Consider the following 22,953-nt stretch of genomic DNA (forward strand, 5'->3'; position numbering starts at 1 on the left):
GCAGAACCGATGCTGAGAGAAACCCTGATCGCCATGCGCGACCTGCCGAGACTGAAGGAAATCAGCGGCATTCTGATTCGTCACGGCCTGGGCGAATTCGCCCAAAGGCTAAAATTACCGCGCGCGGTGGAAAAAGCCGGCCAATGGTTGAACCTCAACCTGCCGGAACCGGAAAACCGCCCACCCACCCCGGTGCGCGTGCGCCTGGCCTTCGAAGAGCTGGGCCCCACCTTCATCAAGCTAGGCCAGATTCTCTCCACCCGCGTGGACGTGTTCCCGCCGGACTGGATCGCCGAATTCGAAAAGCTGCAAAACAAGGTGCCTCCGGTGCGTCCGGAAGCGGTTCGCCGCCTGGTCAAGGCCGCGCTGGGCGACGAGCCTGAAGCCGTGTTCGCCCACTTCGATCTCAACCCCATCGGCTCCGCCTCCATCGCCCAAGTTCACCGCGCCACCCTGCACGACGGCAGCGACGTGGCGGTCAAGCTGCGCCGCCCCGGCATTGTGGACAAGGTGGAAGCGGACCTGCGCATCCTCAACCACCTGGCCGGCCTGCTGGAACTGGAATTCCCCGACGTGCGCCGCTTTCAACCGGTGGAAATCGTCGGCCAGTTCGCCCGCTCGCTGAAGCGGGAAATGGACCTGGCGGTGGAAGCCCGCAACTCCGAACGCTTCGCCCGCGACTTCGCCGACGATCCTGAAGTCCGGGTGCCCAAGGTCTACTGGGACTACACCAACGCCGCCGTCAACGTGCAGGACTACATCGCCGGCGTGCCGGCCGCTCGGCTGGAACAACTGGCCGACAGCGGCCTGGATCCGGTGCTGCTGGCCCAGCGCGGCGCGGACGCCGTGTTGAAGATGATCCTGATCCACGGCTTCTTCCACGCGGACCCGCATCCGGGCAACGTCTTCTTCCTGCCCGAGCACCGCATCGCCTTCATCGACTTCGGCATGGTGGGCCGGATCAGCCACGGCCGCCGCGACGAAATCGTCGATCTGCTCGCCGCCGTGGCCAACCGCGACGAGGCCGGCATCATCGACGTGCTGATCGAATGGACCGGCAACACCCCGGTCAACGAACGCCAGTTCGCCCACGACGTGGGCGAATTCCTGTTCCAGTACGAACATGTGCCCCTCAAGGGTATCAACATCAGCCAACTGATCTCCGACATCATGGCGCTGATCCGCGACCACTCCATCCTGCTGCCGCCGGACATGGCCATGCTGTTCAAGGCGCTGATCACCCTGGAAGGCCTGGGCCGCCAGCTGGACCCGGATTTCCAGCTCATCGCCCACATCACGCCCTTTGTGCGCGAGCTCTCCATCGCCCGCTACCATCCGGCGGCCCTGCTCAAACGCGGCCGCCACTCGCTGGGCGAAGCGCTGGCCATGCTCTCCAGCCTGCCGCGCGACCTGATGCGCATGGGCAAGGACATCCGCCACGGCAAATTCCGCGTCAACCTGGACCTGCAGCGGCTGGACAGCTTCGGCCGTCAGCTGGACCGCAGCACCAACCGGCTAACCATGGGCATCGTCACCGGCTGTCTGATCATCGGCTCCTCCATCGTGATGACCGTCAACGCCGGCCCCAAATTGTTCGGCCTGCCCTTCTTCGGCTTCGTCGGCTTCATGCTGGCCATGTTCAACAGCGTGTGGCTGGTATGGGCTATCTGGCGCTCCGGCAAGGAATTGTGACATGAGATCGAAACAGAAAACCCTATTGGCGGCCGCGCTGCTGGGCCTCGCCTCGGCGGCCAACGCCGCCGACGTGATCACCCTCAACTGGCGCGACGGCGACGAAGTGGCCGCCGCCTTGCGGCCGCAACTGCGCGACGGCGAAAAACTGGGCGCGCTGGGCAACCAACTGATCCTGGACGCCCCGCCCGGACGCAGCGCGGAGCTGCGCCGGCTGATCCGCCAGCTGGACGTCAAATCCTCGTCCCTGCTGGTGGAAGTGGCCCAGGACGGCGTCAGCCGAGAAAGCAAATCCGCGGTGCAATTGGGCGGCCAGATTCAGGGCGGCGGCTACAGCATCAGCACCGGCAAGCCCATGACGGTGCGCCCCGGCAGCCAGGTGGTGATCGCCGGCGGCGCCAGCCAGTCCAACACCCGGCTGCAGGCCAGCCAGGCCTTGCGCATGCTGGACGGCAAGACCGGCTTCATCGAGATAGGCAGCAGCCGGCCGCTGCCCTGGCTGATGTTCGGCCCTGACGGCCGGCCGGTGGTGGGCGTGCGCTATCAGGACGCCGTCACCGGCTTCTACGCCCGGCCGCGGCTGCACGGCCAGCGGGTGACGCTGGAACTGGCCGCCAGCCAGCAAGCCTTCAACGGCCAGAACCTGGACAGCGCCAAATTGGCCACCACCGTGGAAGGCGCGGTGGGCGAATGGCTGACCGTGGGCGGCATAGGCCGCGACCAAGGCGGCCAGGAAACCGTGCTCATCGGCGTCAGCCGCAGCAATGTGCAACTGGAGCGCAGCATCAAGGTGCGAGTAACGCCGGCGCAATAAGAACCTGCTTAACGATCTGCTGCGCGTCGGTAGAGCGATTGTGCGATGAGTGCCGGCTTCGAAATGCTCATGTACAGGTGGTACATGAGCATTCTGAAGTCGTTTTCAACGCCGTATCGCTGAAGCGCAGCAGACTTTGAACAGGTTCTAAGCGCCTACTCCGCCGGAGGCAGCCCTCGCTCGCTGTCCGGCATCTCGCCTCGGCCGCCGCGCGGACCGCGCGGGACCCGCCCGCCGCCGCTGCGGGAAATCGTCCGCGGCGAATCATAGGCCGAGGCCGGGCGCTCCAGCCTGGCCTCCAGCTCGCCGCCGCGCCAGGTCCAGATCATCGCGTTCAAACGATTGCGCGGCTGACGCGCCCGCCACCCGCCTCCGTCCTCGCCCACCGTCATCGCCCCCTCCTGATTGCAGCTGGCCACCAGCGTCCAGCTGCGCACCCGGTAGTCGCGCACTTGCAGCAGGCGGTAAGCCGGCGCGCATTCCGCATCGTCCGCGCGCAACAGCACCAGCGCGTCCGCGCCGACGACGCGGGCGTCCGCGATGCTCACACGGCGCCATTGCGCGTCCAGCGGCGTCACCAGTTGGCGGTCATAGAATTTCAGCTCGAAGCGCCCTCCCAGCGAAGAGCGCAGCACCAGATGATTGCCGGCCAGCGGCACATCCTGATGCACGAAAGCCAGCGCCTCCTGCAGATCCAGCCGGCGTTGGAGCGAACCATCGGCGGCGCGCTGCTGCGAACAGGCGGACAAGACCAGCAACAACGGCACAGCCCAGGCAAAGCGGCGAATCCTCGTCATGCCAGCCCTTTCACGGCATGGTTGCTGATCGTTCAATACTACCACCAATATTTCCGGCCCCGCCCGCTCATCCCCCGGCCCCCACATCCCCGCCCGGGGGAAACGCCGCGCTTGCCTAGCACGCCGCGAGCCGGCAATAATGCGGCCGTGCTTGAGATTACAGGCACCGGGATTGAGAGCCCGTTCTGCAAAGATTCCCGGTTGTTCACAGCAACCGGCGCCATTGCTACGCCCAATTTTCGGCGAGCCGTGGCGGGGAGACCTTTATGGTCTGCCGGGTCCTTTGCGCCGGTCTCTCAACCCTGTCACGCGCTCGCCATCCCGAATGAGAGCGGGTGAGCGAGCGAGAACCTCGCAAAGGAGCATTGTGATGAAATGTCTTCTCCCCCTTCGCCGCCGTTATCACCCCGATCCTCAGCCCCAGCCTTACCACGCCTTGCCCTTCGCCGCGCAGCTGCCCGGCCAAGCCGGCGCCCGCTACTGGCAAGTGCCGCCGCTCGCCGATCGCCGCCAGGCTTATCTGCTGGGGGGGGAGTACGCGGGCCACTACCTCGTCTTCCTGCAAGACAACCCCGGCTGCGCAGACCGTTTTCTGCTGGCGCGCATTGCCCAAGATGTGAACTTCAGCGACCCAAGCGCGGCCAGCGCATGCTGGGCCGGCTTCTTCCACCTGCTTGAACAAGTGATGACGCAAAGCATCGCGCCGCTGGACGTGTTCGAATACATTGACCGGCTCAACACCTACGAGCTGTCGCTGCAGCAGATCTTGCGTCAAACACCGTCTTAAACTTAAGATATGCACAAAGGCGGCCACGGCCGCCTTGCCCATTTCATCCCGCCACCGGCCGGCTAGTTTCAAGACTCGTCACGGCCCAGCTAGTCCGCACGGCAACAGTCTCTCCCTCTGCGGGAGCGATCGCCTCGCGATGGTAATTCCGCAACAAGCCGCGGCTAAAACAAAGCGATCTCAGGCTAAATTTTCGCTGCAAGCGACAAATCGGCCAGCCGTCGGCTTAACATGGACAAATAATTCATTTTGCATAAATCGACGCCATGCACTGCTGCGTCGGTGAAAACCTAAAGTAGCTCTTTTTATTTGAGGATGATGAATATGCGCACTATATGCGTGGGCTTGTCCGCTTTGCTGGCGGCTCAACTCGCAATGGCGGACCCGATACCTGAAGAAAACGGCTTCTCCGGCAGCATCGGCCTGGGCGTGGGCGGCAACCGCGTCAAATCCAACCTCTTCAAAGGGGACAAAAATCAAAGAACTAACAGCCTGAACAGCGCGCCGGAATCCCATAACGACTCCTTCGCTCTGCCGGTGCTGGACCTCAGCTACACCTTCGCCGCCAGCCGCACCCAGATCGTGTTCGACAGCCAAATCCACGACCCGCTGGGCATGGACGACACCCTGGAACTGGGCGTGCGCCAGCAAGTGGGCAACAACGGCATCGTCTCCGCCGGCCTGCTCTACGGCGGCCTCAGCAAAAACACCTGGACCGATCCCTACGCCGTGGGCGTGGACCGCGACGGCACCAAGCGCAAATCCACCGGCCTGTTGCTGGGCTGGGAAAACATCATGGGCACCGGCTTCAAGGCCCAGCTGACCCAGCGCAACATCAAGATAGACGACGAGCGCAGCGGCCAGAGCGTGGCCGGCCTCAGCACAGCGGACCGCGCCACGCTGAACCGCAACGGCGACGCCACCTTGCTGAAAGCGGGCTATGAATGGGCCTTCGCCCCCAATCAAACACTGACCCCGGGTCTAAGCTGGGGCAAGGACAAGCTGGACGGCGGCGCGATGAGCAACAAGAGCTATGGCCTGAGCCTGGACTACGCCTACAGCAGCGATCTCAACACCTTCAGCGCCGGCCTGCAATTCCGCAAACAGCGCTTCGACCAAAGTAACCCGCTGTTCGGCAATAAAAAAGCCGACAGCAAGGCCTACGCCGTCGACCTCAACTACCTGCGCCATCAGCTGTTCGGCGAGAAAGCGCTGTCCGCCTTCGTCAGCGCCGCCTACGGCAAATCCAACGCCGACATCAGCTTCTACGACGCCGAAATCCGCTCACTTGGCGTGGGGCTGATTTACTCGTTCTAAAACCACCACGCGCCCCTGGCTGTTAAAGGGGCGCGATGCGGTGGGCCTTACTCTGTCATCAAGCGATAGAAGGGCTCCTCGCGCAAAGCCTGGCTTTGCGCATCGCCGCCCTCCCTGCCGCTGCGCAATTCATTGCGGTAACTGGCGTAGCGCCAGTGTTCAGGACGAACATCGGACTCCGGATGCTGGCCCGGCTCAATGCCGTGCTCGGCCAAAGTCGTTTCCAGGCGCTCCACAAACTGGCGCACCTGGCTCAAACCCTGCGCGCTGTAAAGAGAATCCGCGCCATCGGGCTTCACATACAAGGTCAACTGCGCGCCCGCGCCTACTCTGGCCTCCGGCTCCACGCGTGCCATATCCGTCACTTTCCATTTATCAATCGGGCTGGATTCCGAAAACAATAGCCCGGACAAGGCCTGAAACGCCTGCGGCACCAAGTCCCGCTGCACGCTGAGATGGAATTTATCACCGGCGAATTCGCCCTGATTCTGCGCCTGCTCCCGCCGGGCATGCATGAACACATCCTGCCCGCCGCTGCTCAACATAAAGCCGTGGCTCATGCAGGCGAAACCGCTTTGCCGCATGCCGGCATAATCCGGAGCGTGCTGGGCCTCGCGAAAATCAGCGGGCGGCATCGCCCGCAGTAGCTGACGCAAGCCTTCCATATTGGCGCGAAGATGATCTGCGCTGGACTGCGCTGGCGCACTGGCGGCAGGCGCGCCCATATTCAAAGGAGGGAGATTCAGTTTAAGGCCGGGGCGTTGAATGGGCATGGTGGGAGCACACAGGGAAAAGCGCAGATGCGCGATGCCGGTACTTTCGCATGGGCTCAGGAGGGCGAGCTTGCAAAAACTGTTCAGCCTTCTGGGATGAATTTACACCTCAACGGCTATGCTTGCGCCTTGATCTGTAAACCATTGAAAACAATGATCAAGGCAAGCAAAAATCCGTAAACGCGGGTTGCTTTATTATTTGCAGTAAAATATGAAATACCACTACCACCATCTTGGATAATTGAAAAAAGAATTATATATCGCGGCACGTGCATCGTCTGTTAGCAACTCCTTCCCTGATGACATCACCTTGCCACCATCAAGTCCCTCTTTACTAAAAGACCACTCTAAAAGTCCAGCATTATAATCAATCTCAAGCCTGAAATTATTCTCAATATCAGACAAGCATGCCATCCGGCCAGCACCCAAATTTTTGACAAAACCATCAAAACACTGACACTCAATCCACATGGCCATATTTACATTTAAATCAAATCCGAATTTACTTGAAATCAATGACACAACAAATTTCACCGAAGGAAGATGATCGTCAGCCTCCTGCAAGTCAAACAACACCCTTACAGGAGTTGAAATTTCAATATCCATTTAATTACTCCCCAAATAACGCGCATGAATAACTGTAGGAAGCTTCCCGATCGCGCGCGGTGGTTTAATTTCTAATTATCAGCCATCTATCGTCACTCCTCTAATTAACAGCCTGCACATAGTCAAACAACAACACATTAACGAGGCTCGCATTCAGAACAAAGCGTTAGCAACAACCTTCGTGATAAAAACTAGGCTTTACAAGCCTTGCAGACGAATCAACCACACGTCAAATAATAAACATAATCCTCACCAGCAACCCCAATAGACAAACTCGACTCTTTTAGCAAATCAACAGCAACCACCTTATCAATAGGGTACTCCACATAAAACTCAGGATCGTTCACCTGATCACCATGCAATGAGACCAACACAGTCAGTGCCAAATCAGCAGAAACAGCCACTTCCTCAACAAGCTCATCTGTATCTTTATTATAAATAGACACATAACGTCCAATCATTTATCAACCTTTCTATTAGGCACTGATTTATCAAAGCTACCAACAAGGATACAACTTTCCATTTACTCAAGTATCAATGCGCACAAACCATCACCCCCTTTTTAGCAAAATCCAGCATCAATAAGCCCCTCCTCTTTAATAATCTCCAAAAATCTACGATAGGCATCCTCATCAGACTCTAACAAATCATCCAGCAATTGCTCTTCAATCATCGACCAATGATAGACTCCCTTAGTCTGATTAAGCTCACAAAAGACCAATCTACCCGCCAATGTAGCGTCGACAACTTCTACTTGAGAAGAGTCATAAGAAATCAAACCCCCGTGCCCTGCTGGCAACCCTAGGAAAAATGTCTTCCCATCAACCCAATCGATGGAAAAAAACATCAATAAAGTAATTTTGAAACACGATTTTTATACTCAGCCTTCTGTTAAAAAATCAAACCCGCAAGCATTGTTTAATCCTTTCATCGATATCGTCAAAAATTTTTCCTGGCTTACCACTAGATCTTTGAGGAGTTGTTATCTTCATGTCCAATCTCCGTGCATGATTGATTAGACTCTAAAGTCACATGCTACTCAACACTGGGGGGCATCGTTCCCTTTACCTCCATTCTCTCGACTCAACTTACTCTTCATCCCAAATACCGACAGGCGTCACATATATAGAGTTTTTGAGAACTGGCAACCATCCCATATCTTCATAAAACATTGAGAGATCTTCAATTTTGTATACACCATCAGATACTGGCTCAAGTGAAATCAAGCAGCACCTATGATGCGTCCATGCTCCACCTGCTCCTGCAGGGGCTCGCCACTCCAACTCCTTTCTGTCCCAATCCTCAACGAGCCCAAATTTTTCATATTGCAAGTATGGGAAATGCACTTCAAAATTAATACCTATCTTACAAAGACAGGGTATATTTTTTTGCTGCACCAAGGATTGAGACAATAGATCCTCAGGGAGATTAATCATTAATTTCATTACATTACCTATTTTTAGGACGACCACCTCACTGAAAAATGTGCCCCCTTATTTTCCTTGACACCCACTCTTACATCTCCAAATTTGAGCAATTAAATCTCACAAAAGAATTCACTCTTAATAAAAAATTATGCCTCACCCCCAAGCATAACCTCAGCACTTAAAATCTCCCCAACACTATTTCGCCTTCTTTCAAAATAAGAAACACACTCACACAAGAATCGAGATATTCCATACCCCTGAAATTCCAAAACAACCTGAATCCACCCTGCGACCTCGCAATAAAAAACAACCGTAACATTACTCGTATCAGTATATCCATATGAGAAATGTAGGTCCTGCTTGTTTTCAAAAAAAGAACCGGACTCAAAAAAGACCAAAAGATCCAGGTCATCTGGGACTGATCTAATAAAAATGCTTTTCCTTTATTTTGCCAAATCAACAATTCTTAAATCATGCATAAATTCATCTCGCTCCTCATTTGGTAGGGACGCAATCAAGTACCCAAATTTTTCTGAATTTATTGAAGCCTCAATTTGCACCCTCGCCATGCCAGCTCTTTCCACATTCCACCCTGCGGACAAAATGTAAATTACGACATCCCACATTAAGTTTTCTATCTCAAGAGAGAAGTAATCTTCGAACTGATATACCACATATCCAATTACCTCCTCATGCCCCCATCCTTTTGATATTGCATGATCTCTACATCCTTCAAAATAGGCATCTAGCGCCCACTTTTTTAAAGTATCATAATTTACCCTACCTTCAAGACTCATAATAAGCGCCGTCTACCTTGCAGGCTTAACAACCCCACCACTATCAATAACATTAATTTTAATGTTCGGATACTTTTGCTGAAACTGCTGAATAACACTTGAACAACTTGAGCAAGAAACCCACTCCATCAATAGGTTAATTGTTCATGTAGCACACCTCCAACAAAGCCTACCGTAGCTTGATCTATTGTTGGTTGCACTATGCAACTTGACGCTGCCATTGTTTTTTGAACTCCTGGGATATTAATTTCAACAACTCCAACATCCCTCCCTTTTTTGCTGGCCCAGTAAGCCCAGCTCGGAGTTTAGCCATTGTTGTGTCAGGCCTCCCTGAGTATCAGCTAATGTCGTAGCTTGAGCCACAGAGTTTGCAGAGTATTTACCCAGCACTTTGCCAAGACTGCTTATGTTAGCCACGATACCACCATTTGCAGCAAAGGCTATGTTATCGCATCAACGGCACATCCCCGACCCGGGCAAACTCACAAAAAGCGGCACATGCAAGATCGATATCGCGTGTAACTGCCCTAGCGGGATATTTTTCTCCCAAGACGACTATTAGCTCATTTGGCATATTTTCGTTTGCTAGTGTCCTCACGCTGTAATCGCCATCCTCCTCATTTACGCCGAGCATCAGCAAGAAATTCCCAGCATCGACATACAGCTCCAATTTCTCGGGACCGATTGTTGGAGTTGGCTTGCACGTCAAGACGACAACACCTCTACCTGCACTTGACACCCTTTTGATGACGTTCTCGGTGATTGAATCACTGGGATTCTGAACAAGAGGTAGTTGATGCCGCGCACCATCAGCATTAACCAAGTAGCCACCAAGAATAGTGTTTATGCTCATAGTTTTTCCTTGATTGATTTCATTCCGGGCTGCCAATAGTAGGTTTTGGGCAACCCCGTAATATTATCAACGGCCTGAACCGTTAGCGATTTCAGCCCCGCTGCATCCGCGGCAGCGGCTATATCGCCTTTGCAGAAACCGCAAACATCTTTACCAGCAACTGACATGGACATTTCTGCTCCCTGGGTTTTGCCTGCGCTGTACGCTTGGTGAATTACGCCAATTTCGGCATGAGACTCGGCAACAGTTCCATTGGGGAACGGTTTCCCCCGTGCCTCAACCTTGGCCGCTATACGATCGGCAATAAGAGTCGGTTCATTTGAGGCCCCAACTTTCGCTGTTTGGTTGACATCCTCGAAAACTTTACCATTCACAGTACCTTTTGCCGTTACGATTGGTTCAACCGCAGTTATTTCCTTTGCAGCTTGAGCCGCGGAGTTTGCAGACCCCCCCGAGGTAATTGCTTTCGGCCCCTTCAACCCTATCAACCAACCAAAATCACCAGCCGCAATTTTAACTACATCCAGAACCCCGCCATAACGCACGGCTGCATTACGTATTGCACCTCCGGCCATATCATTGGCGCATTCAACTGTACTACACGTCAACCTTGCCAACTGCAAGCTGTTTGCAACCTCAGTAACACACTGACTATCTGCCTTGCAAATTGAGGACACACTAGACATTGCATTATTCAATGCGGTATTGAATGCCTTTTGGTACTCTGGGCTAAAGTTATTTCGCCGATCACTTGCTTGAACCGCAACTTTAATTACGTCATTTTCACACAATGACTTAGCTGCACCTGATTTCCCTCCACACTGAGTTGCAAGCTTTCTTCCCAACGCATCAATTTCTTTGGGCTTTAGTGTATTGTTCTCTACTTCATTCTTAGCCGTCTGTGCCCCAGTCAACGCCCCAGCACTATCACCGCCCGCCAACGATCCCGCCAGGCTGCCCGCCATCGTGGTCAACGCGGAAATGGTCTGTTTCTGGGACTCGTTGAGATCCTTGACTGCTTTCCCTGGGTATAGTTGGCTAAGCAGCAATTCTGCCACGACGGGAGCCGCTGCGCCGCCCGCAGCTCCTGCCGCCGCGCTCTCTCCCTTCATCTGTGCCAGCGTCGCGCCCAGCAAGGCATGCGCCATCACATTGGCTTCTTTATTGCCGTCGGTCATGTCCTTGACCACGCCAGCCAGGTAAGGCGCGGCGGCGCCGCTGATGGCGGCTTGCACATTGCCGCCAGCCAGGCCTTGCAGCGCGGCGGTGGCAGCTTGGGCCGCTCTTTGGAAGTCACTACCGGTACCCCATTTAGCGTTCAGCTTCTTATAGTCTTCGCTGTTCGCATATTCGGGATTGCGTCGCAACTCCTCGTTCGCCTTCATCATCATCTCAGTGGCGACGATCTGGGTGGCTTGCGCGCCGATCTGGCCTACCAGCTGGGCTTCCTGCAAGCGGTTGAGCTCCTTCTCCTTATCGAAGATAGGGCTCAGGCCGTTGGCGGCGTGCTCGGCGTCGCGGCTCAGCTCTTTCAGATCCTGTTGCTGTTTGTCCTGGTCGCGGACCTTGATCGCGCCTTCGCTGACCGCGGCGTAGGTGGTGGATTCGGCGTGGCCGCTGCTGTTGCCGCCGCCCAGCACGCTGCTGGCGCCCTGGCTCATCAGCGTGCCTTTTAGCGTGCCGGTGAGGCTGCCGCCGCTGCTGAAGCCGAAGCTTTGGCTTTCCACCTTGAAGTCCGCCTGGTTGTGCTGATTGCTGAAGCCCAGCGTGCCAGTATCCAGCGTGTTTTTGTCCGCCTTGGCGGTGCTGGCGATCACCGCGCCGTCCAGCTGGGTGTGGCGGCCCACCTGGATGTCGAAGCCGCCCTGGCCGGCGTAGAGGCCGGTTTGCTGCTGCACGCTGACGAAGTCGCTGTCCGCCTTCTGGCGGCTGCCGCTGATGGAGGCGCTGCCGTTCATGCTGCCGAAAGTGAAGCTGGCGCCGGCGGAGATATTGCTTTGCTGGCTGTGGTAGTAGTCCCGGTCTTGCTGGCTTTGCAGCGTCAGATTGCGGCCGATGTCCGCCACCACAGTCTTGCCGCTGGCTTGCGCGCCAGTCAGGCTGGTATCGCGACCGCTTTGCAGGTTCAGGGTGTCGCCGGCGCTGAGCACGGTTTCGTTCCAGCGGCTGCCCTGGCCCTCTTCCTTGCCCTTGCCCTTGTTGGCGTTGGCGAACACGGAAATGCCCGCGCCCTGGCCTATGCCTATGCTGACGCCCACGTTCCAGCCGCTGCTGTTGTTGCCGCCGTTCTGGCTGTCCTGGTGATGGCCGGCCTGCAGTTGCAAGTCGCGCGCGGCGTCCAGCGTCAGGTCCTTGCCGGCCTTGAGATGGCCGCCGGTCACGCTGATGTCCCCATCCTGCGCCTTGCCCTGGGCATCCTTCGCGCCGCTGCCGGTGGCGGTGAGGTTGAGATTGCCGCCGGCGGTGAGCTGGCTGCCCTGGCTCTGGCTTTGCTGGCGCTGGCTGTGGGATTCGCTCTTTTGGCTGCCCACCGACAGACTGACGCCGACAAAGCTTTGTTCCGCCGCTGGTTTCATCGCTTCCTGCTGGTAGGCCTGATAAGCCTGGTAGCCTGATAAACCGGCCTGAACGCCTTGCAGCGCGGCCAGGCGGCCGCTGGGCGCCTTGCTCAGTTCCTGCACCTGTTGCACCGCGGTATTGGCGGCGGCGCCCACCACGCCGGACAGCGCCACGGTGAGGCCGCTCTTGCTGGCTTCGTGCTTCTCGTCGCGCTGATAGCGGTTGGCCACGTCTTCCACGCGAATGTTCTGCGCCAACACGTCGATATCGCCGCCGGCGACCAGGTCGGAGCCCTTGATCAAGGCGTTGCGGCCGGCGTCGATATTGACCTTGCCCAGTACGCTGCCCACCGTGCTATTGGTTTGGCTGATGCTGGTTTCGCCCACCTGGTCTCGCTGTTTCTGGCTGCCGATGGTGAAGCCGATGCCGCCGCTGCCCAGCAGGCCGGATTTCTTGACGCTTTCCTCGTGGTGGTTGTACTGACGATTCTCTGCGGTGGTGACGTTGGCGTCCCGGCCGGCGAGCAGATCCACATCATGAGTCGCGGCCACGCTGCTGCCGGCCACGGTCAGGTCCTGTCCGGCTTGCATACGAATGCTGTCGCCGGACAGGCTGCTACCTTTGGCTGTCGTTTGCCAATTATCGGTCTTGCCCTGGCTTTGCTTGCTGCTGGCCAAGCCCTTGCGGGTGCTGCTGGATTGTTCCTGGAAGCTGTAGCTTTCTTCCGCCGCGCCCACTTGGATGTCGCGGGAGGCGCTGAGCTTGAGATCGCCTTTATCGCTGGCGATATCGCTTCCCAGCACTTTGATGTCGGTATCGCGCGCCTGGATGGTCACACCCTGCTGACCGCCGATCTGGCTGCCCTGCGCTTGCGTGTCGCGTATGGCTTGCTGGCGCTGGCTGCGGGTCTGGCCGATGTGGTTGTTTTCGTAGTCGTCGATTTCCACATGGCGCTCCGTCGCGCCGATGTCCACTTGGGTGCCGGACAACAGCACCTGGCCCTGATCGCTGGCGACTCGGCTGCCTTGCACGCTCAGTTCCTGGCCGGCCACGGCGACCACGCCGGCTCCGCCGCTGAGCTGGCTGGCGATCAGCGTATCGGCCTGATAGCGCGCCTCCACGCGAGAGCTCGCGCTATCGGCGGTGAGCTTGGTGTTGTTGGTGGTTTTGTCGGCCAACACCGACAGCCGGTTGCCGGCGCTGACATTGAGCTGACCCTTGGCCTGGGCGCTGGAGCCGGTCAACGTCAGATCCTTGCCCGCGCTCAAGTTGAGCTTGCCGCCGGATTGCAGGCTGCTGCCCTGCGCGGTCTCCCACACGCCGCTGACGGTGGCGACGCCGCTGCCGCCCGCGTCGGGGCCCAATGTGGCGTCGCGGTTGCCCATGCTGCCGGCGATCAGATCCACGCTGCCTTCCTTGCGGCTGCGCGCGGTGCCCAAGGTCAGGTTGTTGCTGGCGCTGAGGCTGAGCAGTTCGGTCGCATCGATCTTGGCGCCTTTCAAGGCGATGTCCACGCCGCTCAGGCTGACATCGCGCCCGCTGACGGCGGCCTGGCGGCCGGCGTTCTGCAAATCGGTGTCCAGCGTCAGGCTGTCCGCCAACAGCTTGACGGTGTCGGCCTGGATCAGGCCGCCGGTGTTGCGGATGACATCGGCCTTGGCCACCAGGCTTTGGTCCGCCTGCAGCTTGCCGCTATTGCTCAGGCTGGCGGCGGACAGGCTAAGGTCTTTGCCGGCGATCACCGCGCCGTCGCCGGTGAGGCTCACGGTGTTGTGCGCCAGATAGACGGTGGGCACCAATACGGTTTGCGGGCCGTTGGCGGTGTGGACGGTTTCGCTGACCATCCAGACGATGTCTTGCTGCAAAGCGGCGATTTGCGCCGGGGTCAGCGCCACCCCGGTGGTCAGGCGGAAGTCCTTGGCCACGTTCACGCCCTGGTTCATCAGCGCCTTGAATTGCTCGGTGGCGTCTTCTCCGCGCAGCGATGGACGGCCGGTCAGCGCCAGGATCTGGTCGCGCACCAGCTTTTGCTCGTAATAACCATCGCCCAGGCGCTTGTGCACGCCGGCCGGGTTGTAGTTCAACTGCTTCAGCATGTAATCGCTGCTGACGAAGTTGTTGTACTCGGTGAAGCGGCTGTCGGTCTCAATCAGGTAAGGCGCCGTGGGGCTGGGGTTTTGCTGGAACAACTGGTTGTTGGGCAGGCGGTCCAGCAAGCCGGGCTGGGCAGCGCTGCCCTTGAGCGGATGCGTTTGCGCGCGCGGCTGGGCCGTGGCCACTTGCGCGGCGGCGGGAGCGCCGCCGGCCTGGGCATGGTCCAGCTTGGCGCCTTCAAGCGCTGGGCCGACGGTGGATGGGTTTTGTTCCAGCTTGACTTGCTGAGCCGCGGCGCCGGCTTGCACCTCGGCCACCGCGTTATGCCCGGTGCCAGGGGCGATGCGTTCGCCCGCGCCCAAGCTCAGGGGCAAGGCTTCTCCGCCGGATGGCACCTGGCCCAGACGGCCGGCTTCCGGACCTTGGCCGCCTCTAGCTTGACCGGCGCTGGCTGCGGTTTGCGAGCCGTCCCAGGCCGCCTGCTCCGCTTGAGCGGCGGCCTTGGCCGCCTCCGCCACGCTAACCTGGGCCGGGTTGACAGTGATGTTTTCTATGCTGGGCGCGCGTACGCTGACGCCCTGGTGGCCGGCGATGGTGGCGTCTATGGTCTGCAGCGCCACCGTTTTGTCCAAGGTGTATGTGGGATACCAGTGACGGGTGTTGCGGTCGTAGTGATCGGTGCCGGTTTCCTGAATGCGCTCGTTGACGGAATAGGCGCGGTTGATCACCCGGCCATCTCCGCCGCCGTTATCCGCCCCGTTGATGGTGATGCCGCCATTGGCGGCGATGCGGCTGGCGTCGTTCAAGAGTTGGCCGCTGATGTTCACCGTCATATTGCCGCCTGCGCTCAGGCTGGCGACTTCGCCGACGGAGATCAGTTTGTCGCGGGTCTTGGTGCCGCTGGCGGAACGGGTCCGCAAGTTGAACTTGTTATTCGGGTCGACAAAGTCCAACTCCAGCGGATTGATGTGAATGGCCGGGTTCCATTGTTCGTTGCGGCCAGACCATACCTCGCGCCAGACAGTGTGCTCATAGGGACAGGCCGCCCCCTGGAAGCAGCTGTAACCTTGGTAGAAGGTCATGTCGTAGCCGCCGCTGTCGTTTTTCTTGATGGCGTTGTAGTTGACCCAACGTTCCTGAGTGCCTTGAAAGCGGACCAGGGCCTGCTTCTTGGCTTCATTCACCTGCAGGATGGTGCCGTAACGCGTCTTGGCCGCTTCCGCGTCGTTGACGGGCAGGGATTTGGTCACCGCGGACCAGTCCCAGCCGCCCACGCGTTCGAACACGTCCCAATAGTAGTTGTACTTGTACCAGCTATAGTTTTCGCTTTCCGCCGCGCGCTGGATATTAACGTGGGTGCGCTGGTTGTTGAGCCGGCCGGCGCGGATGGAAACATCGCCTTCGGCCTCTATGGTGGTGGAGATGTTTTCAATCAGGTCGCCGCTGCTCAGGCTCAAGGCGCCGCCGCTGTAGATGTAGCCGCTGTCGCGGTTGCTCAAGCGGGAGCCGGCGTTGAGGCTGAGGCTGCGGGTGGCGGCCAGCACCGCCTGCCCGCCGTGGTTGTCGATGACGCCGCCGTTCACCGTGACGTCGCGGCCGCTGATCATGCCGGTGTTGTCCAGCGCTGCCGCGGTCAAGCTCAGTTGCTCGGCGTCCAGCCGGCCCTGGTTGAGCGCCTGGCCGGCGCTATTGATGTCCAGCTTGCCGCGCGCGGCCAGTTTGGCGCCGGCGGCGTTGCTGAAACTGGCGGCTTGCAGGCTGATGTTGCCGGCGTTGGCCCATTTTCCCTCATTGCGCAGGCTGCCGCTGGTGCGCAAACTCAGCGCGCCCTGGCTGGCCAGGGTGTCGCCGTCGCGGAAGACATAGTCCTGCTGCAGGTCCAGGCTGAGGCTGGCCTGCCCCACCATGTTGCCGCTCTGATTGTTCAACTGCCCGGCGTGAAGGCTCAAGGCCTGGCCGCTGCTGACCGCGCAGCCTTGGTTGTGCAGTTGGCTGGCGCGCAGCCGCTGGTCGCGGTCGGCGATCAGCTTGCCCTGGCGGTTGTCGATCTGGCCGCTCAGTTGCGCCTCCAGCGCGCCCGCGGTCTGCACCTGGCCGTATTGGTTGTCGAAGCCGCTCAGGCCCAGGCTGATGTCGCCCAGGCTCAGCAGGCTGCCGTAGCGGTTGCCCAGCTCGCCGGCGCTCAGCGCCAAAGCGCCGCGGCTGCTGAGCAGGCCGCCTGCGTTGCTGACCGCGGCGGCCTGCAGCCGCAGGCCCTGATCGGTGATGATCTTGCCCTGGCTATTGTCCAGCGCGCCGCTCAGGCTCAGCTGCGCCGCGCCGCCGCTTTGCAGCTCGCCGTCTTGATTAAGCAATTGCGTCAGCTGATAGCTTGCATCGCCGCTGCTGATCAGCTTGCCGTGCTGATTGCGCAGCACGCCGCCGTCCACCTTCATGGTCTGGCCGCTATTGATCAGGCCGCGCTGGTTGTCCAGTTCGCCGGCGCTCAGTTGCAGGCCCTGATTCGCCACCAGCTTGCCGCCCTGATTATTCAGCAGGCCGGCGCTTCTCAGCGTTAGCGCCCCCAGGGTCTGCATTTTGCCGTCGCGGTTGTCCAGCGCGTCCAGCGTCAGGCTCAGACCGCGCTGGCTGGCCACCGCGCCATTCTGATTGCTCATCTGGCCGGCGCGCACGGTGATGTCTTCGCCACCGGCCAGCGTGCCTTGCTGATTGCGCAGCGCGCCGCCGTCCAGTCGCATCGAGCGCTGAGCGCTGATGCGGCCCAGTTGGTTGTTGATCTCGCCTTGGCTCAACAAGGTCAGCGCGCCGCCGCTTTGCAGTTTGCCGCCGCCATTGTCCAGTTGATCCAGCTGGATCTCGCCGTCGCCCAGGCTGGTGATCCGCCCGCTCTGGTTGCTGGCGGCGCCGGTTTGCAATTTCAACGCGGCTCGGCTGACGATATCGCCGCCGTCGTTGTTCAGGCTGCCCGCTTTCAAGCTTTGCCGCTGGTGGCTCAGCAAGGAGCCTTTCTCATTATTCAGCCGGCCGCTGGCGCTCAAGCTCAGCGCGGCCTCGCTTTCCATGGCGCCGCCGGCGTTGTCGATACTGGCCGCTTGCGCCGTCAAGCCGGCGCCGGCGCTGATCGTGCCGCCGCGGTTGTCCAGGCCGTCGTTGGCGGTCAGGTCCAAGGCGCCGCGCCCGTCAATGATGCCGCCCTGGCTATTGTCCAGCAGCTTCGCGCCGGCGTTCAGCGCGCCGCCGGACAGTAGCTTGCCGCTCTGGTTGTCCAGCTTGCCGGCCTGGCTATGCAGCTCCAGTGGTTTCAGCGCGCTGATCTGGCCCTTGCGGTTCAGAATGTCGCCTTGCGCCTGCAGCTCCAGCTTGCCGTCGCCATGCACTTTGCCGCCGGCGTTGTCCAGGCTGCCCAGCTTGAGTTCGGCATCGCCCAGGCTGAGGATTTCGCCGCCGCGGTTGCTGCTCTCGCCGCTTTCCAGTTTCAAACCGGCGCGGCTGCCTATGCTGCCCTTGTCATTGTTCAGACTGGCGGCCTGCAAGCTCTGTGCTTGCTCGCTCAACAGCTTGCCGCCCTGGTTGTCCAGCGCGCCCTCTACCTTGACCACAAGCGTGGTCGTGCTTTCCAGCGCGCCTCCGGCATTGCCCAGGCCGCCGGCCTGAAGCTCCACCGCCGCACCGCCGCGGATCCGCCCGCCGTCGTTGCTCACTTGACCGGCGCTGCTCAGCGTCAGCTTGCCGTCGCCGTCAATGACGCCTCCCTGGCCGTTGTCCAGCTGTTGCGCGCTGAGCGCCAAGGTGTCGCCGGCCTGCAGCTTGCCGCCGGCATTGTCTATCTTGCCGTTGAGGCTGCTCAGCTTCAGTTGTTGATCCGCGCCGATCAGGCCGCGCGCATTCTGGATATCGCGCTGCGCCTGCAGCTGCAGCTGGCCGCCGCTAAGGATTTTGCCGCCGTCGTTCCGCAAACTGTCCAGTCGGAACTCGCCCTTGCCCAAGCTGGCGATGACGCCGCCTTGGTTGCTGGCCGCGCCGGTCTGCAAATCCAAGCCTTGCAGGCTGGCGATCTCCCCGCCGTCGTTGTTGACGCTGCCGGTCGTCAAGCTCAGCGCCTGCTTGCTGCGCAGCTTGCCTTGAGCATTGCTCAGCGCTTGATCTACCTCGGCGCTGACGGCGGCCTCGCCCTCCACCACGCCATTGGCGTTATCGAGTTCGCCCGCTCGCAACGCGATGTCGGCGCCGCTGCCGATCCGGCCGCCGGCATTGTTCAGTCGGCCGGCGCTGTTCAAGCTCAGCTTGCCGCCGCCATCGATGACGCCGCCCTGGCTATTGTCCAATTGCTGTCCGCCGGCGTTCAGCGCGCCGCCGGACAGTAGTTTGCCGCCCTGGTTGTCCAGCTTGCCGGCCTGGCTATGCAGCTCCAGTGGTTTCAGCGCACTGATCTGGCCCTTGCGGTTCAGAATGTCGTCTTGCGCCTGTAATTCCAGCTTGCCGTCGCCATGCACTTTGCCGCCGGCGTTGTCCAGGCTGGCCAGCTTGAGTTCGGCATCGCCCAGGCTGAGGATTTCTCCATCGCGGTTGCTGCTGTCGCCGCTTTCCAGCTTCAAACCAGCCCGGCTGCCTATGCTGCCCTTGTCATTGTTCAGGCTGCCGGCCTGCAAGCTCTGCGCTTGCTCGCTCAACAGTTTGCCGCTGTGGTTGTCCAGCGCTCCCTTTACCTTGACCACAAGCGTGGTCTTGCTTTCCAGCGCGCCGCCGGCATTGCTCAGGCCGCCGGCCTGTAACTCCACCGCCGCGCCGCCGCGAATGCGCCCGCCGTCGTTGCCCAGTTGACCGGCGCTGTTCAGCGTCAGCTTGCCGCCGCCGTCGATGACGCCGCCCTGGCCGTTGTCCAGCTGTTGCGTGCTAAGCGTCAACGTATCGCCGGCCTGCAGCTTGCCGCCCGCATTGTCTAACTTGCCGTCGCGGCTATGTAGTTCCAGTTGCTGCAGCGTGCTGACTACCCCTTGCTGGTTCAGGATGTCGCCTTGCGCCCGCACGCGCAGCTTGCCGTCGCTAAGCAGCTTGCCGCCGGCATTGTCCAGGCTGGCCAGTTGGAACTCGCCATCGCCCAGGCTGAGGATTTCGCCGCCGCGGTTGCTGGCCGCGCCGGTCTGCAAGCTCAAGCTCTGATGGCTGGCGATCTCCCCGCCGTCGTTGTTGACGCTGCCGGCCGTCAAGCTCAGCGCCTGCTTGCTGCGCAACTTGCCTTGAGCATTGCTCAGCGCCTGGTCGATATTTGCGCTGACGGCGGCCTCGCCTTCCACCACGCCATTGGCGTTATCGAATGCTTCCGCTTGCAGCGCGATGTCGGCGCCGCTGCCGATCCGGCCGCCGGCATTGTCCAAGCGGCCGGCGCTATCCAGCGTCAATTTGTCGGAGGCGCTGATGACGCCGCCCTGGCTATTGTCCAGCCGCTTCGCGCTGGCGTTCAGCGTGCCGCCGGACAGCAGTTTGCCGCCCTGGTTGTCCAGCTTGCCGGCCTGGCTGCGCAGCTCCATTTGCTTCAATGCGCTGAGCTGGCCCTGGCGGTTCAGGATGTCGTTCTGTGTTCGCAAGTCCAGCTTGCCGTCGCTGTGCACTTTGCCGCCGGCGTTGTCCAGGCTGGCCAGCTTGAGTTCTGCGTCGCCCAGGCTGAGGATTTCGCCGCCGCGGTTGCTGCTGTCGCCGCTTTCCAGCTTCAAGCCGGCACGGCTGCCTATGCTGCCCTTGTCATTATTCAGACTGCCGGCCTGCAAACTCTGCGCCTGTTCGCTCAACAGTTTGCCGCCGTGGTTGTCCAGCGCGCCCTCTACCTTGACCACAAGCGTGGTCTTGCTTTCCAGCGCGCCGCCGGCATTGCTCAGGCCGCCGGCCTGAAGCTCCACCCCGGCTCCGCCGCGAATGCGCCCGCCGTCGTTGCTCATTTGACCGGCGCTGTTCAGCGTCAGCTTGCCGTCTCCGTCGATGACGCCGCCCTGGCCGTTGTCCAGCTGTTGCGCGCTAAGTGTCAGCGTATCGCCGGCTTGCAGCTTGCCGCCTTGGCTGGCTATCTTGCCGTCGCGGCTATGCAGTTCCAGCTGTTGCAGCGTACTCAATACCCCTTGCTGATTCAGGATGTCGCCCTGCGCCCGCAGCTCCAGCTTGCCGTCGCTGTGAATCTTGCCGCCGGCATTGTCCAGGCTGGCCAGTTGGAACGCCCCGTCGCCCAGGCTAAGTATTTCGCCGCCGCGGTTGCTGGCGACGCCGCTGTCCAGTGACAGGCTGCCGCGACTGCCAATGCTGCCGCCGTCATTGGCGAAACTGCCGGCCTTCAGCGTTTGCGCGCGGCGGCTCAGCAGTTTGCCCTGGCTGTTGTTCAACAAGCCTTGGGCGCTGAGCCTCAGTTCCCCCTGGCTTTCTATCGCGCCTTTGGCATTGCTCAGCGCGCCGGCGCTGACGGCGACATCGGCGCTGCCCGCCAGCAGGCCGGCCCCATTGTCCAGCAGGCCGGAGGTATTCAAGGCCAGGCTCTCTCCGCCGTCGACGCGCCCGCCGTCGCGGTTGTCCAGGCTGCCCGCATCCAGGCTCAAACCATCAGCGGCCAGCAGCTTGCCGCCACGGTTGCCTGCCGCGGCATCAATTCGCAATGTAAGGCGACGCGCGCTCTGCACGGCGCCGCCGGCGTTGTCCAGGTTGCCGACGTTCAAACTCAGGTTTCCGTTGCCGCCGATCAAGCCGCCCTGATTACTCAAACTTTGCCGCACGCTCCAGGACTGCGCCGCGTCGCTCAAGGCCAGCAATTTGCCGCCGCCGTTGTCCAATTGGCCGAGGCTCAACGCCAGGCTGTCGGCCTCGATACGGCCGCCGCGATTGTCCAGCAGCTGGCCGATGCGGAAGTCGCCGCTGCCCTGGCCTATCTGTTCCCAAACGCCGCCCAGGTTGTTGAGCGCGGCGGCGCTGGCCTGCCATTGACCGGCTTGAAGCTTGGCCGCGTCGCTATCGATGCGGCCGCCGGCCTGGACCACCAAGCGGCCGGTGTTCAAGCTGGCGCGGCTGAGCCCCAGCCCGTTCTCCGCCGTCAGCCTCACGCTATCGTTGGCGCGCAGTTTGGCGTCGGCGGCGTTTATCGCCGCCGCGTTGAGGCCCAGGCTGGAACCGGCCAGCGCGTGGCCGCTCAGTTGCAGACTGTTGCCGGCTTTCAGGCTCAGCGCGCCAGTCGTGCCCACTTGTCCTTTGTCATCGCTGCCGGCGGCGAAATCGCCGCTGGCGACGATGCCGCGCGCGCTGACTTTCACATCGCCGGCCGCCGCCACGGTGCCGCTCTGGCGCAGGGCGGCGTCGCCGCTCAACTCCAGCTTGCCGCGGCTGTAGCTGGCGCCGCCGTGTTCGATGTCGCCGGCGGCATGGTATTGGATATCGCCGCCGTTTTGGCGGCCGTTCAGAGTCAGTTGGCCGGCGCTGTCCAGTTTCAGTTGCTCGCCGCCGCTCAGTTGTCCGCTGCTGCGCACGCCGACGCCGGCCTCGGTGGCCAACAAGCGGATCTTGCCGGCATACATGCCGCCCAGCTGCGCCACGTCGATGGCGAAGCCGGGCCGTCCGGCGCTGTCCGCCGCCAGGGCCTGAACGTTTTGATGATCTGCGCTAATACGGTTGCGGCCGGCGCTGACGCTCAGCTGCGGCGCCCAGATGCCGGCCTGCACGTCCACCGCCCTCGCCATCAGGTCTGCGTACTCGGTGCTGCCAGCCTGCATGCCGGCGCCCTCGATGCGGATAGTGCCGCTTTCCACCCGGTAGCCGGCCAGGCTGCCGTCCGGATTCAGTTCCGGGCGGCCGGTGGTCAGGGTCATGCGCCCGGCGTTGATGGTGCCGCAGCCGTCGCAGAGAATGCCGGAGGGGTTGGCCACGATGACCTGGGCGCGGCCGCCGGCCACTTCCAGGAAGCCGCGCAGCTGGCTGGGGTTGGCGCTGTTGACCTCGTTGAGGATCACCCGCGCCGGCGCGGCCGGATTGAGGTTGGGGTTGCCCTGAATCCAGCCTCCTAGCTGGGTCTGCACGCTGGTGCCGCTGTTGTTGAGAATGGCCCCGCCCTTGTCGACGTCGAACTGGCTGTACTGGTTGCGCGACACTCCGGCGGCGCTGGGAGCCTGGATATTCACCTGCGGCAGACCGTTGGCGGTATTGATCACGCTGGGGCGCTGCGCCGCCGGCGCGTTCGGGTCCGCCACGATGCCGCTGGCCAGCGCGGACGCTCCGGCCAGCGCGCACCAACTGGCCCAGACGATGCCGCGCAGGGTCACGCCCAAGCGCCGGTTGGCCGCCGGCTCGGCGGAGCGGCCGCCGCCCGCGCCCATCGGCTTGACGATTTCGGCGACGGCCATGATCAGGCCCCGCGCGCGGTTGAAAATCAGACGGTAACAAAGACGGTTCATGGCCAAAACTCTCGACAAGG

General features: G+C 60.6%; 15 protein-coding genes. 5 read left to right on the forward strand and 10 right to left on the reverse strand.

Annotated elements, in window-relative coordinates:
- The first annotated feature begins 9 nt into the window (after positions 1-9).
- Together B0T39_RS02470 and B0T39_RS02475 are read left to right on the forward strand one after the other, a co-directional pair.
- Entirely contained in the window at positions 10-1,692 is a 1,683-nt protein-coding gene (locus tag B0T39_RS02470; RefSeq protein WP_081544659.1) for an ABC1 kinase family protein, read from the forward strand.
- Between the two features lies 1 nt (position 1,693).
- A complete protein-coding gene (locus tag B0T39_RS02475) occupies positions 1,694-2,506 on the forward strand; it encodes a hypothetical protein (RefSeq protein WP_081544660.1) in 813 nt (270 codons plus the stop codon).
- Between the two features lie 155 nt (positions 2,507-2,661).
- On the opposite strand, the gene B0T39_RS02480 is transcribed toward B0T39_RS02475, so the two are convergent.
- Positions 2,662-3,303 (reverse strand): hypothetical protein, encoded by a 642-nt coding sequence (locus B0T39_RS02480; protein WP_081544661.1) that lies wholly within the window; start codon positions 3,301-3,303, stop codon positions 2,662-2,664.
- 370 nt (positions 3,304-3,673) lie between these two features.
- Here B0T39_RS02480 and B0T39_RS02485 point away from each other — a divergent pair, with 370 nt between their 5' ends.
- Both B0T39_RS02485 and B0T39_RS02490 read left to right on the forward strand, forming a co-directional pair.
- Complete coding sequence (locus B0T39_RS02485; RefSeq protein WP_081544662.1) at positions 3,674-4,090, forward strand: hypothetical protein; 417 nt, start codon at positions 3,674-3,676, stop codon at positions 4,088-4,090.
- Between the two features lie 324 nt (positions 4,091-4,414).
- A complete protein-coding gene (locus B0T39_RS02490; protein WP_176219466.1) occupies positions 4,415-5,407 on the forward strand; it encodes a DUF2860 family protein in 993 nt (330 codons plus the stop codon).
- A gap of 47 nt (positions 5,408-5,454) precedes the next feature.
- Here B0T39_RS02490 and B0T39_RS02495 read toward each other — a convergent pair whose 3' ends face one another.
- The gene (locus B0T39_RS02495) at positions 5,455-6,180 is read right to left on the reverse strand and encodes a type III secretion system effector phosphothreonine lyase (RefSeq protein WP_081544664.1); all 726 of its coding nucleotides are present in this window, start codon (positions 6,178-6,180) and stop codon (positions 5,455-5,457) included.
- Between B0T39_RS02495 and B0T39_RS25535 the strand changes: the two genes are divergently transcribed.
- Entirely contained in the window at positions 6,085-6,360 is a 276-nt protein-coding gene (locus B0T39_RS25535) for a hypothetical protein (RefSeq protein ID WP_176219464.1), read from the forward strand. The two genes, B0T39_RS02495 and B0T39_RS25535, sit on opposite strands and share 96 nt — an antisense overlap.
- Positions 6,361-6,402: 42 nt before the next feature.
- On the opposite strand, the gene B0T39_RS24740 is transcribed toward B0T39_RS25535, so the two are convergent.
- From B0T39_RS24740 to B0T39_RS24765, 8 genes are all read right to left on the reverse strand, one after another.
- Positions 6,403-6,786 (reverse strand): hypothetical protein, encoded by a 384-nt coding sequence (locus tag B0T39_RS24740; protein ID WP_141111049.1) that lies wholly within the window; start codon positions 6,784-6,786, stop codon positions 6,403-6,405.
- 218 nt (positions 6,787-7,004) lie between these two features.
- A complete protein-coding gene (locus tag B0T39_RS24750) occupies positions 7,005-7,247 on the reverse strand; it encodes a DUF7683 domain-containing protein (RefSeq protein ID WP_141111050.1) in 243 nt (80 codons plus the stop codon).
- Positions 7,248-7,348: 101 nt separating this feature from the next.
- Entirely contained in the window at positions 7,349-7,633 is a 285-nt protein-coding gene (locus B0T39_RS02500) for a hypothetical protein (RefSeq protein WP_081544665.1), read from the reverse strand.
- 241 nt (positions 7,634-7,874) lie between these two features.
- A complete protein-coding gene (locus tag B0T39_RS24755; RefSeq protein WP_217806186.1) occupies positions 7,875-8,231 on the reverse strand; it encodes a hypothetical protein in 357 nt (118 codons plus the stop codon).
- A gap of 425 nt (positions 8,232-8,656) precedes the next feature.
- Entirely contained in the window at positions 8,657-9,010 is a 354-nt protein-coding gene (locus B0T39_RS24760; protein WP_141111051.1) for a hypothetical protein, read from the reverse strand.
- A gap of 12 nt (positions 9,011-9,022) precedes the next feature.
- Entirely contained in the window at positions 9,023-9,142 is a 120-nt protein-coding gene (locus B0T39_RS26450; RefSeq protein WP_368651268.1) for a deaminase domain-containing protein, read from the reverse strand.
- Positions 9,143-9,455: 313 nt separating this feature from the next.
- Positions 9,456-9,863: a DUF6911 family protein gene (locus B0T39_RS02515; RefSeq protein ID WP_081544668.1), complete on the reverse strand. Its 408-nt coding sequence runs from the start codon at positions 9,861-9,863 to the stop codon at positions 9,456-9,458.
- Complete coding sequence (locus B0T39_RS24765; protein WP_141111052.1) at positions 9,860-22,933, reverse strand: hemagglutinin repeat-containing protein; 13,074 nt, start codon at positions 22,931-22,933, stop codon at positions 9,860-9,862. Before B0T39_RS24765 ends, B0T39_RS02515 begins: the two co-directional genes overlap by 4 nt.
- Positions 22,934-22,953: the final 20 nt, after the last annotated feature.

The sequence above is a fragment of the Chromobacterium haemolyticum genome (assembly GCF_002081825.1).
Lineage (GTDB): Bacteria > Pseudomonadota > Gammaproteobacteria > Burkholderiales > Chromobacteriaceae > Chromobacterium > Chromobacterium fluminis.